Source organism: Vreelandella massiliensis (assembly GCF_900155385.1).
In the GTDB taxonomy this organism is placed as follows: domain Bacteria; phylum Pseudomonadota; class Gammaproteobacteria; order Pseudomonadales; family Halomonadaceae; genus Vreelandella; species Vreelandella massiliensis.
This window is the reverse complement of record NZ_LT699745.1, coordinates 126,016-138,630: the sequence shown is the minus strand read 5'-3', so window position 1 is coordinate 138,630 and position 12,615 is coordinate 126,016. Positions and strand designations below refer to the sequence as shown.

Annotated in this window: 14 protein-coding genes, 1 tRNA gene and 1 pseudogene; 7 read left to right on the top strand and 9 right to left on the bottom strand. The window is 58.6% G+C overall.

The annotated features are described in order from the left end of the window. The first annotated feature begins 12 nt into the window (after positions 1 to 12). On the top strand, positions 13 to 705 hold the full coding sequence (locus BQ9846_RS05315) for an outer membrane beta-barrel protein (protein ID WP_075879602.1): 693 nt from the start codon (positions 13 to 15) through the stop codon (positions 703 to 705). A gap of 275 nt (positions 706 to 980) precedes the next feature. On the opposite strand, the gene BQ9846_RS16935 is transcribed toward BQ9846_RS05315, so the two are convergent. The 5 genes and pseudogenes from BQ9846_RS16935 to BQ9846_RS05300 form a co-directional block, all read right to left on the bottom strand. Then, a complete protein-coding gene (locus BQ9846_RS16935; RefSeq protein ID WP_235818922.1) occupies positions 981 to 1,238 on the bottom strand; it encodes a hypothetical protein in 258 nt (85 codons plus the stop codon). Between the two features lie 6 nt (positions 1,239 to 1,244). Beyond that, complete coding sequence (locus BQ9846_RS16930; RefSeq protein ID WP_235818921.1) at positions 1,245 to 1,835, bottom strand: hypothetical protein; 591 nt, start codon at positions 1,833 to 1,835, stop codon at positions 1,245 to 1,247. Positions 1,836 to 2,175: 340 nt separating this feature from the next. After that, a pseudogene (locus BQ9846_RS17210) lies at positions 2,176 to 2,520 on the bottom strand (relaxase/mobilization nuclease domain-containing protein); the annotation flags it as partial. 14 nt (positions 2,521 to 2,534) lie between these two features. After that, positions 2,535 to 2,954, bottom strand: a complete 420-nt coding sequence (locus BQ9846_RS05305; protein ID WP_075879600.1) for a MobC family plasmid mobilization relaxosome protein — start codon at positions 2,952 to 2,954, stop codon at positions 2,535 to 2,537. A 938-nt stretch (positions 2,955 to 3,892) separates the two neighbouring features. Beyond that, positions 3,893 to 4,135 carry a helix-turn-helix domain-containing protein gene (locus BQ9846_RS05300; protein ID WP_075879599.1) on the bottom strand — a complete coding sequence of 81 codons (243 nt, stop codon included), beginning with the start codon at positions 4,133 to 4,135 and terminating at the stop codon, positions 3,893 to 3,895. 260 nt (positions 4,136 to 4,395) lie between these two features. Between BQ9846_RS05300 and BQ9846_RS05295 the strand changes: the two genes are divergently transcribed. After that, positions 4,396 to 4,695, top strand: coding sequence for a hypothetical protein (locus tag BQ9846_RS05295; RefSeq protein ID WP_075879598.1), 300 nt, complete (start codon positions 4,396 to 4,398; stop codon positions 4,693 to 4,695). Between the two features lie 374 nt (positions 4,696 to 5,069). After that, entirely contained in the window at positions 5,070 to 5,375 is a 306-nt protein-coding gene (locus BQ9846_RS05290; RefSeq protein ID WP_075879597.1) for a hypothetical protein, read from the top strand. A gap of 164 nt (positions 5,376 to 5,539) precedes the next feature. Here BQ9846_RS05290 and BQ9846_RS05285 read toward each other — a convergent pair. The 3 genes from BQ9846_RS05285 to iscB all read right to left on the bottom strand — a co-directional run bounded on the left by BQ9846_RS05285 (position 5,540) and on the right by iscB (position 7,926). After that, positions 5,540 to 5,616 (bottom strand) — tRNA-Pro (locus tag BQ9846_RS05285). Between the two features lie 107 nt (positions 5,617 to 5,723). Continuing rightward, positions 5,724 to 6,728, bottom strand: a complete 1,005-nt coding sequence (gene ispB, locus BQ9846_RS05280; RefSeq protein WP_075879596.1) for an octaprenyl diphosphate synthase — start codon at positions 6,726 to 6,728, stop codon at positions 5,724 to 5,726. Positions 6,729 to 6,771: 43 nt separating this feature from the next. After that, entirely contained in the window at positions 6,772 to 7,926 is a 1,155-nt protein-coding gene (gene iscB / locus BQ9846_RS05275; protein WP_075879595.1) for an RNA-guided endonuclease IscB, read from the bottom strand. A gap of 594 nt (positions 7,927 to 8,520) precedes the next feature. Between iscB and rplU the strand changes: the two genes are divergently transcribed. From rplU to proB, 4 genes are all read left to right on the top strand, one after another. Further along, complete coding sequence (gene rplU, locus BQ9846_RS05270) at positions 8,521 to 8,832, top strand: 50S ribosomal protein L21 (protein WP_075879594.1); 312 nt, start codon at positions 8,521 to 8,523, stop codon at positions 8,830 to 8,832. A 31-nt stretch (positions 8,833 to 8,863) separates the two neighbouring features. After that, the gene (gene rpmA, locus BQ9846_RS05265) at positions 8,864 to 9,121 is read left to right on the top strand and encodes a 50S ribosomal protein L27 (RefSeq protein ID WP_075879593.1); all 258 of its coding nucleotides are present in this window, start codon (positions 8,864 to 8,866) and stop codon (positions 9,119 to 9,121) included. Positions 9,122 to 9,275: 154 nt separating this feature from the next. Next, positions 9,276 to 10,463 carry an Obg family GTPase CgtA gene (cgtA, locus tag BQ9846_RS05260; protein WP_075879592.1) on the top strand — a complete coding sequence of 396 codons (1,188 nt, stop codon included), beginning with the start codon at positions 9,276 to 9,278 and terminating at the stop codon, positions 10,461 to 10,463. Then, complete coding sequence (gene proB / locus BQ9846_RS05255) at positions 10,460 to 11,518, top strand: glutamate 5-kinase (protein WP_075879591.1); 1,059 nt, start codon at positions 10,460 to 10,462, stop codon at positions 11,516 to 11,518. The genes cgtA and proB overlap by 4 nt, the downstream gene beginning before the upstream one ends. A gap of 16 nt (positions 11,519 to 11,534) precedes the next feature. Here the strand turns inward: proB and BQ9846_RS05250 are convergent, their stop codons facing one another. Beyond that, entirely contained in the window at positions 11,535 to 12,536 is a 1,002-nt protein-coding gene (locus BQ9846_RS05250; RefSeq protein WP_235818920.1) for a DUF1853 family protein, read from the bottom strand. Between the last annotated feature and the right edge of the window lie 79 nt (positions 12,537 to 12,615).

Sequence of the window (12,615 nt, the reverse complement as noted above, 5' to 3'; positions counted from 1 at the left end):
AAAGGATTCGACATGATGATGAAAAAATATGGTTACCGTGCCGCCCTGGGGGCGGCCACGGGCATGCTCGCCGCCAGCCAGGCACTTGCCGGCGGCTATGTGTGGCTTGAGGGCGGCACCGGCTACGTTGACCTGTCCACGGAAGGGTTCGATGAGGCCGCCACGACCTGGCTCACCACACCAACGGCCACCGGTGCTCGCGTCGGTGACGACGACAGCGACACCTTCTGGCGCCTGGGTGCCGGCTATGCCCTGAATGAGCACTGGGCAATCGAGCTGTTCTACGAGGACCTGGGAGAATACTCGGGCAGTATGACGCTGGAGGGCACCAGCCCACAGGGCGCCAGTGCCACGCTCGATGCCACCGAGACGGTGGAGCTCTCCGGCGTTGGTGCGCAGCTTGTCGGCCAATGGCCGTTGAACGAGCGGTTCTCGCTGCTGGGCACCGCGGGCGTCTCCTACCTCGAGAACGAACGTGAATACCGGGCAGAGGTCAGTAACTTCAATGCCCCCGGCCAGTCCGGCAGTCAGAGCGACGACAGCCACGAGTGGGTGCCGACGCTGGGGCTCGGTGTTTCCTTCCAGTTGAACGAACAGCTTGACCTGCGCGGACGCTACACACGCTACTTCGATGCAGGGGAAACCGACAACTTACCTGCCTTTGACCTGGATGTCCTGAGTGTCGGCCTGGCTTGGGCTTGGTAGCCGGCTGCCATTTTTGGATGATCACACTCGAGGCGTTTGATTCTCGGCCAGACGCCTGCCTGCATGACCTTGCTACAGCCCCGGAATATCGCTGCCGGGGCTCCAGTTACTTCGATAAGGTTGATGCCTGTGCATTCTTGGCCTATTGGCGGCTTCATCATTGAAGGTGGCTTGTGAGGCGAAAGATGCATCCTGATGGTAGTCCCGGGCGGCTTTTTCGCGATCCTGGCGATCACGTTCGGCTTGCCGTGCCATCCAGGCTTGATATGCAGTAGTTACTCGCTGAATTTCTTCGTCCAACTGCTCAGCAGCGCTGACAAGTGCTCGACGCGCTCTGTCAGTTGCTCGATCACTACGGCGTTCTTGTAGTCGCTCCGTTCCATCTCTCGGTGTAGGGCTTGGCTGTCTGCCTGCTGCTTGCTCAGCGCAGTTTGCAGCCTGTCGAGCTGTTCGGACAACCCGGTCACCAGCTGCTCTGATTCGCTCTGCTGCTGCGCTAACTGCCGCAACAGCAGGGTTTCCAGTTCTGTCATTTGCCGTTACTCCCTGGTCAATCGAATTACTGGAGTCTGGCCGTCGTTGATTGTTCCGGTCCACATGGTATCCGGGTCGACTCCGAGTAAATAAGTCGCACCCTGGAACGCGCGGATCTGGATGCCCTCCGGCAGCCTTGGTATCTGCTCGGCGCGCCGAATCTCTTTCCGTAATATCGCTAGTCGATCCAAACGGTTGTCGATGAGCCGGTCGGTCAGTAGCAAGCCTCCTGACGTTATCGCCCCTACGGTCAACATCACGGATAAGGTAATCGATAGTGGGCGTATCCAGCTCTGAAGACTTCCTGCCCGACTCAAGCGCTCGGCCTGATTCGCCGCTTGTGCCAAGTGCTGCTCGATATCTTTGATCTGCTGCTGATGTTGTTGTCTGAACTCGTTCAACGCCGAAGTCGTTTTCTCGCTCTGCTTGCGGATAGCGGTCTCGGTGGTACGCCGCACGTCGCTCAGTTGCTGCTGCAAGACGCTCACGTGCTCGTGCAGCTGCTGCTGGGTCACGTCGTCCAGCTCGGCCAGCTGCTTCTTGCGCCGCTCTGCGAGCTTCTCGCTCAAGGGTTTGTTCGATACGCCAGTTGTCACGAAATAGATCTCCTCTTAGCCGGATTGCCGACTTTTCACCGTGCGGTCGTACGCTGACAAAGGCATGGCTGGCACGGGTTATTTCTCCGACTTCGGCCAGTGCCTTGCGAACGTCAGCGGCATTCGTCACAAACCCCTCTGCAACCAGGGCCTCGATATGGGTTGTGATCTCGGCTCTATTTCGAGGCTGTCGATCAGAGCGGCTCTGTCTTTGGGCCTCGTTGCCAAGCTGCGAATGCCGAGCACGGTCGGGGTCGTCAGGCCTTGACCAGCCCTGAGCATAATTCCAAGCATCACGCAGCGGGTCGAAAAGACGATGGTGTCCAGGTGGAGCAATATTCAGCGCCCGCCCAGATGCCAGCTCGACACGAGCAGTGAGTGTATGAACGTGTGGCGTACCGTCGTCATCGCGGTGCAGCACGGCACAAGTTGCGTACTGGTCGGGCTCCAGGCCCGCGAATGCGGTGGCCTCCCACTCCTCGATGACGGCCTGGATCTCGGAAGGGGAGGGTTTGTCAGTGGGCGCCCAAGCGATCACTCCACTTGTATAACGCCACCGATGCCGGCTGCTATCCGCCACCTGAGCGACGAGGTGCGGGTCGCCGCGAATTACGGCGACTTCGGCACGTTTTTCACCGTTATGATCGTGCTCCTGGAGCAGATAGCGCACGGCGCTACTCGCCATTCCTTGCCCATGTTTCAAGAACTTGATGTGCATGTCGCCCCCTCTGCGCCGTCATCGTCTTTCGCATACCAAGGCAATTCCGCAAGCCGATGTAGCTCACGCTGAATGGCGGCTAACTCGGTGAGCCACTGCACCTGGTCACTGGGGGCCAGTCTTGTGCTGTTCAGCACACGGGCAATCTGATTCACGTTGCTGCCGATAGCGGCTAGCTGGCGGAGGAGGGCAGGATCGGCGGTCAGGGTACGGAGACGCCGCTGCCGCCTCGGTTTCGCAGCAGGCACGGCATGGCCACCATCAACACGTCGGCGCAACCAGTCGCTCAGCGATAGGTCGGTGTCTTGCGCGAGCTGCCGCCATTTGACCGCAGTGTTTGCGGGCAGTCGAAGCGTCACTCGTTGAGACAGCAGCGGTTGCTTGGGAGGGCGATTAGGCATGGCTTGCCCTCCGAAGCAGGGTTGGGGGTTTTGGGGGTTTTGGGGGTTTTGGGGGTTTTGGGGGTTTTGGGGGGTTTGGGGGTTTTGGGGGTTTTGGGGGTCGAGGGGGCGGAGCCACCCGCCAGCCCCTGTCTGCGAGCGCCAGCGAGAATATGCGATTTATCGCATATGTCAGACAGGGTAGGCTGGCTTCGGTGGCTAACAGTCTCGCTGAGTCACGAAAGGGCGATGAGTCGAAACACTGCCAGTGACGCAAAACACCTGGGCTCCACCCACCACGGCTTTCGCGCCATCGCCCTGTGATAACGGAGTCTATTGCTCCCACAATATGAGCAGCTGTAAGCAATGAATGAAGCAAATATCAACCCTCCTGCATGGTTTAGGGGTGATGCCCGATATTTATTTATTCATTTTACTAAATTGCGTTCACTGGAATCCTGAGAAGCATCCATGCCAATCAGTCAGACTGCTTAGGGGAGGGGGGCTCAATGGCCAGGTGATTCAGCAGGATTGATCGAAACCCACTCGGTGATCGAACGTTCAGGTGTTCGATAAAAGACTGTTTTTATTGAAGGGTTTTGATCAAGGGCGGTAGGCGATCCATCAGTCCACGGTGTCACCAACTTATTGAGCCGCAGGCACAGCCGTTTGCCAGGATGGCACAGGCCAGGTTCAGGTAAGAAAACCCTCATATTGGCCCAACACGGCTCTAAGTGCGCTCCGGTATTGCACCACCCTTACACCAACTTGTTCCCCTTTTCGTGAGCAAGCCGGCAGCCATTTCCAGATCAGTAAAACCGAGATTGGCCCAGTGAGGCACCAGGTGCAGGCCGATATTGGACCATCTCTACACCAACTTTTTTCATGTTTCCCGCAAGAACAAAGGCGCTTGTCCAAGAAAGCGCCTTAGCGGCTGTTCGTAGATGTCAGGAAGGTGGCTAAGAGCGTTCTGGGCTATCGGGCATAGGCACATATTCAATGATGTCTTCGACATTGCAGTCGAAATACGCGCATAACCGATCGACATTTTCTGTGCCAGTGTTGTAGCCGCGGTGGTTGATCATCTTTGACAGCGTCATGCGGTGAATATCCGTTGCTTCAGCCAGCTCGCTAATCGTTATACGCCGATTTTCAGCAAACTCTTTTTTCGCGATCATCTCTTTGATTTTGAAGCGCAGCATAACCATTACCCTGTGTAAGAGAGTCATATGATACGTAGGCGCATCATAAAATGCTTGCACTTCATGGTTTTTTGGCTATATTTATTTTATGTGAAGCGTTTGTATATCATGTGAAATATATACGCATCCATAAGTCATGTCCGTTTAACAAAGACAGAGCATGCATGTTGAATGCATTCAATCCGACGCGCGCCCTATCTGCCAAAGCCTGAAAGACGACATGCTGCGTTGCTCTGTTGAAAACAAAGAGGAAGTGAACGATGACCGCTAAATTACATAACGTCGCAACGCTGCAAGATATGCTGACACGACAAGTGACCCATCGTAATGTCCGTAAGCTGGCCGAATCCCTCGGGGTAGCCCTCAATATTTCGGCAACAGGCAGTCAGTTGGTCATGGCGCTGGGAAGCGGTCATGAGCGCACAAACTATGAGGCGCTGCAAACTTGGGTGCGACAGACGCTAAATGAGAAAGACTTGCTACCGACGCGCGAGGCGTTGCCGACGCTGATAAAAGCCCTGGAAGCGCAGCTTATTCAACTGCAGCAGGGGGAGGCATAGTAAGGGAGACAATATCGCCCGTCTCTTCAACGTCGCCGAGGGGCGAGCGTGTGCCTCAAAGCTCGGTGACTGTTAGCCAGGGGTAATATCCGTTGATCTGTGTAGCGGCATGAAGGTAGGGCGTAGAAGGGCGCCTACTTCATGAGGCGATGAATCCCCACGCGATGAAATAGCGCCGTTTTTGGTCCTTTATTGGCGTTTAGAAGGTCGCACCCGATAAAAGCATTACTTTCGTCAACTTATCAGCCCATGGCCTCGCGTCAGCATGTGTCATCTTTGTGTTGAGCGCCAACCGGTCGGTGTGTTGTTCGGCTGACCGATGTTGCGTTCAAATCCGACACGCTATGTTTGTTCATTTATCGGAAGGACTGCCGATGCGAGAGCCGCATAAGTTCATGAATATCTTGGATAACGCTTTGATGAAATACAAATCGGGATTCGATCCCGAACTGATTGAGTTGCCGGAGCAGGCTGTGTTTCCGCATCTGATCTCGGCAGCGCCGGCGACGGCGCGAAAAAGCCGGAGCACCGGTATGTTGCTGGGGCTTCCCGCGCCCACGTATGTCAAGCGCGGACGCACGGTGCGTTATCGTTTGAGTGCCGTATTGCAGTGGATCGAGAAAGCGGACAATTACAGCAATACGGCAGAAGCGCATGTTCGTCATGGCGTTGCTGATTGAGAATGGCAGTGGTGTCCTCATTGCCGAGGGCAGAAGGCACTTACTTGTAGATCCGTAGGGCGCGTTGTTGCTGCTAAGTGTCACCTATGTGTCACCTAGCACAAGCCACTACGAAAAACGGCCACTTGCTATGTTAGCTAAGTGGCCGTTTTTACTGAATTTTTTGGTCGGAATAGCAGGATTCGAACCTACGACCTCTGCCTCCCGAAGGCAGCGCTCTACCAAGCTGAGCTATATTCCGAGGGTTGAAGGCTTTGCCATTCAACGAGTGCGGATGATACGCACCCGCTGAATGCTTTTCAAGGGATATTTGCAAAATCCCCGTGGCTTATCCACACCGCGGTAACGCTAGGTATCGCGCTCCACCGCGAGTCGTGCCAGTTTGGCCATCGTGTCGCGGTAGGGGCTTGGCGGCAAGGCGTTGAGCTCGGCGAGGGCTTTATCGGCCATCTCTTCGGCGCGGGCGCGGGTATAGCTTAAGGCGCCGGTGGCGTTAACGATATCCAATACCGCATCAAGCTGCGAAAGCCCCCCTTTACGGATGGCTTGGCGGATCAGCTTGGCCTGCTCAGGAGTGCCTTGCGCCATGGCGTGAATCAGTGGCAACGTCGGTTTGCCCTCGGCCAAGTCGTCGCCGACGTTTTTGCCCATGGCGTTGGCGTCGCCTTGGTAGTCGAGCAGGTCGTCGATCAGCTGAAAAGCAAGGCCTAAATAGCGCCCATAATACTGCAAGGCGCGCTCCTGTTCAGGGGTGGCTTCGGCCAGCACGGCGCCGCTGTGGGAGGAAGCCTCGAAAAGCATCGCCGTTTTGCCCTGAATGGTCTCGAAGTAGTCTGCTTCGGTGATATCCGGGTTGCCGATGTTGGTCAGCTGTTGCACCTCGCCTTCGGCGATAACGCAGGTGGCGGCCGACAGAATGGCCATGATGCGCATGGAGCCCACATCGACCATCATCTGGAAAGAGCGCGAGTAGAGAAAATCACCCACCAGCACCGAAGGCGCATTACCCCAGTTATCGTTGGCGGTTTGTCTGCCGCGACGCAGGTGCGACTCATCCACCACATCGTCGTGTAGCAGCGTTGAGGTATGCATGAACTCGATCAGCGTAGCCAAGGTAACGTGTTTGTCCTCTTCATAGCCGAGCGAGCGGGCCGCTAGCAGCACAAGGAGGGGGCGTAGGCGTTTGCCGCCACTTTCGATGATGTACTGGCTGATGGTTTCGACCAGCGGCACTTTGGAGCTGAGTTGCTCGACAATGGTGCGGTTAACGGCGTTAAAGTCATCCGCCACCACGGCATGCAGCGGTGAAGGTGAAGTGCTGGCAGGTGGGGTTGAAGAGGCGTTAGCAGTCATTAGATTTTGCGCGGGATGGCGCCACCGTTTGTCCCGCTTCTCCTTACAGGTTAATGGATGCCGTGAGGTGATAGCCGTAGCCATCGCCTCGCTGGATGAGAGTGCAGTGTTGGTGCGAAATGCCCTGCACAGCACCTTGCTCGGTCTGGATGTTGAAGCTGCCTGTCTTGCGCACCGCGACACGGCCCGTGTGGGTGCCAGCTTTCTTTCCAGTGGGCACGCAGGCGCACACCATATCGCCGGTTTGAAAGCCGTGTACCTGCTTTTGCCGCATCAACACACCGCGCGGAAAGCCATGCTTTGTCAAACGGGTGCGCTGGTAGCTGCCGCGCCCGGTGGCTTTAATCGTCAGCGTCGGCACCGCCCAAGTATGCAGGCTGCCGAACACACCAACACAGGCTGCATCCAGGGCATGAGTCTTGGGAATGTCGAGCCGCTGGCGGTTGTATTTGGTGCGTCCGCCCGTGCCGACCGTGACAGGTAAGCCGGTGGCTTTGAGCGCGGTGAGCAGTGCCCAGCGGGTCGCATTCACGGCACTGGCATCGCGTAGCGGATGCTTGAGTTCATGCTGCACGCGCTCAAGACGTGCGCTCGCCGACAGGCCGTTGGCCTTGAGGCGCTTTTTCAGGCCTTTGTCGGTGGCGAAAAAGTCCGCCAGCAGCAACGCATCCTTGGCTTGGTTGCAGTCGTGGCAGCTTAGCGTCAAATTGCTAACGCGGTTCGAGCCACCCCGCGAGCGCGGCACCACATGCTCGATTTCCAGTGGTGTGTCGCCGGTGCCACAGTAGGCGCACTCACGGCCCCACTTTTCCAGCAGGTGCTCGCGGACTTCGTAGCCGAGCAGGGTGCCTTGCTGGTACTCGACGCCGCTAATCTCGGGGTTGTCGAGTTGCTGGGTGTCAAACCGCACCAATTCCTGACTGGTGGCGGTTATCGGCGCCAGCTTGCTTAGCCGCTCCAACCACGCCATCGCCGTATCCACCCGATGCTGCAATGACGGTGGCAACCAACCGGCTTTGCGCGTTCGGTTGTCAAAACGTGGCGCTCGGTAGCGCAGGTTCTTGCTGCGGCGCCGACGACGAAATGCACGTCGCTGCTTATGCACCACGGCACGACCGCGCTCTAGCAGCAACCGCGCGCGCTTTTCGCGGCACGGCATCAACGGCTGCTTTCCTTTGTCCAATACGAAAACCGCCATGCGATCTCCACCTTAAATAGCACCCTTACGGGTCTGGTATCGCGGGGCTTGTGCCCCGTCTCCCCTCGGGAATGTCGATAACCGGCTCCTGCCAACGATACTGCTATCGGCAGCGATCAAGACCTTCGGCGTTTTGCCTTGCGCCAGCATGATCTTAACCTTTCAGTGCCCACCGCTGAGGAAGCACGGTGGGGTAAGTCTTGGCGACCTGTTATCAACGTAGCGGATTGGCGTCCGCTTTCCCTGGTCAACCGGGCTTGCTTTCACAAGCCTCCGGCTTCAGCCGAAGGTAGTTGACTAATCCGTTCATCGCGGCAGGTGGAGGCGGCACAGCCGCCTGATAAAGTGGGTCTCATGCTATGGGGCCGCCTGTTGGGCGTCAAGGTAGATGGTAGAGGCGCGATGGTCGATATCGAAGGAGTTGTGGTGACAACCCAAACTCGCTATAATCCGCGACCCGCTCATCATGCTCCCTGTCAGATGGCTGCCGAAAGGGGCGCCACTCGCCGCAGGTCGACCAAGAGCCAAGCCGATGAGCGCTGTTATTGCCGTTAACGCGGTAGTACGGCAAAGTGATCCGTCCTGGAGAGAGACATGTTCGCAGTAATCAAAAGCGGTGGTAAGCAGTACCGCGTGCAAGAAGGTCAGACGCTCAAGCTTGAAAAAATCGAAGTCGCTACCGGCGAAACGATCGAGTTTGACGAAGTGCTGTTGGTGGGTAACGACGATGACGTCACCGTTGGCGCTCCGCTTGTCGAAGGCGCTAAAGTATCGGCGGAAATCGTCAATCACGGTCGTGGTGATAAAGTGACGATCATCAAGTTCCGTCGTCGTAAGCACAGCATGAAGCGTCAGGGCCACCGTCAGTGGTTCACCGAAGTCAAAATTACCGGAATTTCCGCTTAAGCGGTTGATTCCCCAGTAGGAGGATTTTGCAATGGCACATAAAAAGGCAGCCGGCTCCACGCGTAACGGTCGCGACAGCGAATCCAAACGCCTTGGTGTGAAACTGTTCGGTGGCCAAGCGGTCACACCGGGCAACATTATCGTGCGTCAGCGCGGCACCAAGTTCCACGCGGGCACTGGCGTTGGCATTGGTAAAGACCACACGCTCTTCGCGCTTGACGAAGGTGTCGTGAAGTTTGAAACCAAAGGCCCGAAAAACCGTAAGTTCGTCAGCATCGTTTCTGCCTAAGAGACCTGCTGCGAGCGATAAAAGCCCCGCCACGGCGGGGCTTTTTTGTCTGTATGGCGTGTTTTAGCGTACAGCGTCTTAACGCCATCTACGTTTAACGCCCATAGAGACGTTGTGTTGTTATCGGCGGCGGAAGCGGCCAGGAGAAGATGCCATGCAGTTTGTCGATGAAGCGTCCATCATCGTTGAAGCCGGAAAAGGCGGCAACGGCTGTTTAAGCTTTCGCCGCGAAAAATATGTCCCCAAAGGCGGCCCGGATGGCGGCGATGGCGGGCACGGCGGCAGCGTTTACTTAATCGGTGACGATGCGCTCAATACGCTGATCGATTTCAAGTATCAGCGTTTTTATAAGGCCGAAAACGGCCAGGGCGGCATGGGTCGACAGATGAGCGGCAAAGCCGGTGAAGACCTGCACATCAAAGTGCCGGTAGGTACCACGGTGATCGACGAGGACACCCTCGAAGTCATCGCCGATGTGACCGATATCGGCCAGGTCGTGCTCGTCGCCGAGGGCGGACGCCGCGGTTTGGGCAATATTCACTTTAAATCGTCGACTAACCGAGCGCCACGGCGTACCACGCCGGGCACCGAGGGCGATCGCCGTAATCTACGCCTGGAGATGAAGGTGATGGCGGACGTTGGCCTGTTGGGGATGCCGAACGCCGGCAAGTCAACGCTGATTCGCTCGGTGTCGGCCGCCAAACCCAAGGTGGCCAACTACCCGTTCACCACCCTGGTGCCCAACCTGGGTGTGGTGAAGCTTGGTTTGCATGAACACTTCGTCATGGCCGATGTGCCGGGGTTGATCGAGGGTGCCTCTGACGGCGCGGGATTGGGCCTGCGCTTTTTGAAGCATTTGACCCGCACGCGCTTGCTGCTTCACGTGATTGATGTGGCACCCTTTGACGAGTCCGACCCAGTGGCCGCCGCCCAAGCGATCGTTCACGAGCTGGGCGAGTTTTCGCCTGCGCTCGCCGAGCGTCCGCGCTGGCTGGTGCTGAATAAGTTCGACCTGCTCCCCGAGGAAGAGCGCGAAGCACGCGCGCAAAGGATTATTGAGGCGCTGAACTGGGAAGGGCCGGTATTCCGTATTTCGGCGATCAGCGGCGAGGGCACCGATGCCCTGGTGCAAGCAGCTCACCGCTGGCTGATTGAGCAGCAGCGCCTGGAGAACGAAGACGAAGAGGCGTACGCCCACGAGCAGGAGATGCGCCGGCGTATGGAAGAGGAGTCGGTGGCGCGCACCGAGGCGCGGCTGGGGCGTAAACGCAAGCCCCGCGATGAGGATGACGACGACTTTGATGACGATGATTACGATGTCGAGGTGGAGTACGCGCCGTGAGTGAGCAGGCGTTGGGCCGCGAAGCGCTGAGTGACGCGCGACGCGTGGTGGTCAAAATCGGCAGCGCCCTGTTGACCAACGACGGGCGTGGGTTGGACGACGCCGCGATAGGTCGCTGGGTCGATCAAATCGCCGCGCTACACCAGCGTGGCGTGGAGGTTGTCCTGGTCTCCTCCGGCGCGGTGGCCGCGGGCATGGTACGGCTGGGCTGGCAGATTCGTCCCAGCGCCGTGCATGAGCTGCAAGCCGCCGCCGCCGTGGGCCAGAACGGGCTGACCCAGTGCTACGAGCAGCATTTTGCCCGCCACGGCATGCTCACCGCTCAGATTCTGCTGACCCACGACGACCTCTCCAACCGCAAGCGCTACCTTAACGCGCTCTCGGCGCTGCGCACGCTCGTGGCGCTGCGCGTGGTGCCAGTGATCAACGAAAACGACACCGTGGTCACCGACGAGATTCGCTTTGGCGATAACGATACCCTTGGCGCGCTGGTCGCTAACCTGCTCGAAGCCGATGCGCTGTTTCTGCTCACTGACCAGGAGGGCCTGTTCGACGCGGACCCGCGCCACAACCCGGAGGCGAAGCTAATTGCCGAAGGGCGCGCTGACGACCCGCGCCTGGCTGCCGTGGCCGGCAGTGGCGGGGCGCTCGGCGGCCGCCAGCCCGACGTCCTTACCCGGCTCATGGCGGGCGAGCGGCTGGGGACCCTCTTGCGGCCCGATCAAGCACCGATCGCCGCGCGCAAACGTTGGCTCGCCGGTCAGCTGCAGGTGCGTGGCACGCTCACCCTCGACCCCGGTGCGGTCAAAGTGCTGCGCGATAAAGGCTCAAGCCTTTTGGCCGTGGGCGTTCGCGAGGTGCAGGGTAGCTTCCGCCGGGGCGATATGGTCGCTTGCGTGGATGATCAAGGTGCCCTGGTGGCGAAAGGGCTGGTGAACTACGGCGCCGAAGAAGCGCGCCAGCTTGCAGGTCAGCCAAGCCACCACATCGAAGCTATTCTGGGCTATATGGAAGCGCCTGAATTGATCCATCGCGATAACCTGGTCGTCGTTTGAAGGCGCGTTGCGGCGGCTAACGCGGCGGCAAGGGAATTTGGCGCGGCCACCCATTGGGCACGATAAAAACGCGCTGGGTTGGGTCGTGGTTAGGGAAGTGCAGCATCACCTGTTGCGGCGTGTTATCGGCGATAACGCGATCGAGAGCCGCCGTGACGGCGTCGCGTAACGGCCGAAAGCGCGCCAGCGGCGGCGGTGCCAGCCAGCACGGCTTCTCCAGCCATGCCGCGAGCGTATCGGGCGGCATACTGGCGGCGAGGGACGGCCAATCGTCTCGATAGCACCACAGGCCGCGCCGGTGCGTAGCCGTGGCCCCGTTGGGCGGCGTAAGCCTTGTGTTCCAGGGGTAAAAAAGCACGCCGGGCAGCGCAAACTGCGAGCGAAGCGGCGCCAATGCCTCACCGCTGTCACGCGGTGCCAGCCAGTGTCTCAGCGCCTCACGCGCCGGCGGTGTGCGGGCGATGGGAAGCTGGTGACGGGCAGTGTGATGGCATTTAAGCGCCAAGCTATCCAATCCACCCGGCCCGATCCAGCGGCTTAAACTTGCTTCTCCCCCTGGCCCGTCGGCTAGCCCCAGATAAAACTTGATCGCCACTTCCAAGTGAATCGGCGCGGGGTCAAAGCGGCTGCGGTAGAGGATATCTAGCTCGCCTAGGGTGTTGCGCCGCTGAAAAACGCGCACGTTACGCGCCAGCAAGTGAGTATGGGGCGCATGATCGAGTACGTAGTGCCATAGCCGCTCATGGTAATGCCCCATCCGCGATTGGCGCAGCGTGCGCCATGGGAGAGCCTCAACGGCTGGGCGCTGGTGCGCTAGCCAGTGGGTAAGCGCCTCGTCATTCGGCCATCCAAGGGCTTTTAAGCAGGGCCGGCCGGGAGTGCCGGGCAGCGTGACGATATCGGGCGTGTGGAGCAGCCAAGCGATATCGCGCAGGGCAGGGTGCTGTATCTCCGCGGCCACGCCCTCCAAGCGGGCCGAGTGGCCATGCGACGGCCGTGGCGCAATCTCGGTTTTCAAAAAGGCTCCTTCTGTCCCATGGCGCTAGGCGGCGTCTTCATTTACGGTCAAGGTAACACGCCGACTATCGTTTGAAAGC

What these genes read in the sequence shown, in the direction of transcription:
- rpmA (WP_075879593.1), top strand. Translation starts at nt 8,864, where the DNA reads ATGGCACATAAAAAGGCAGCCGGCTCCACGCGTAACGGTCGCGACAGC.
- BQ9846_RS16935 (WP_235818922.1), bottom strand. Translation starts at nt 1,238, where the DNA reads ATGACAGAACTGGAAACCCTGCTGTTGCGGCAGTTAGCGCAGCAGCAG.
- iscB (WP_075879595.1), bottom strand. Translation starts at nt 7,926, where the DNA reads ATGGCGGTTTTCGTATTGGACAAAGGAAAGCAGCCGTTGATGCCGTGC.
- BQ9846_RS05315 (WP_075879602.1), top strand. Translation starts at nt 13, where the DNA reads ATGATGATGAAAAAATATGGTTACCGTGCCGCCCTGGGGGCGGCCACG.
- rplU (WP_075879594.1), top strand. Translation starts at nt 8,521, where the DNA reads ATGTTCGCAGTAATCAAAAGCGGTGGTAAGCAGTACCGCGTGCAAGAA.
- BQ9846_RS05290 (WP_075879597.1), top strand. Translation starts at nt 5,070, where the DNA reads ATGCGAGAGCCGCATAAGTTCATGAATATCTTGGATAACGCTTTGATG.
- BQ9846_RS05305 (WP_075879600.1), bottom strand. Translation starts at nt 2,954, where the DNA reads ATGCCTAATCGCCCTCCCAAGCAACCGCTGCTGTCTCAACGAGTGACG.
- ispB (WP_075879596.1), bottom strand. Translation starts at nt 6,728, where the DNA reads ATGACTGCTAACGCCTCTTCAACCCCACCTGCCAGCACTTCACCTTCA.
- BQ9846_RS05295 (WP_075879598.1), top strand. Translation starts at nt 4,396, where the DNA reads ATGACCGCTAAATTACATAACGTCGCAACGCTGCAAGATATGCTGACA.
- BQ9846_RS05300 (WP_075879599.1), bottom strand. Translation starts at nt 4,135, where the DNA reads ATGCTGCGCTTCAAAATCAAAGAGATGATCGCGAAAAAAGAGTTTGCT.
- cgtA (WP_075879592.1), top strand. Translation starts at nt 9,276, where the DNA reads ATGCAGTTTGTCGATGAAGCGTCCATCATCGTTGAAGCCGGAAAAGGC.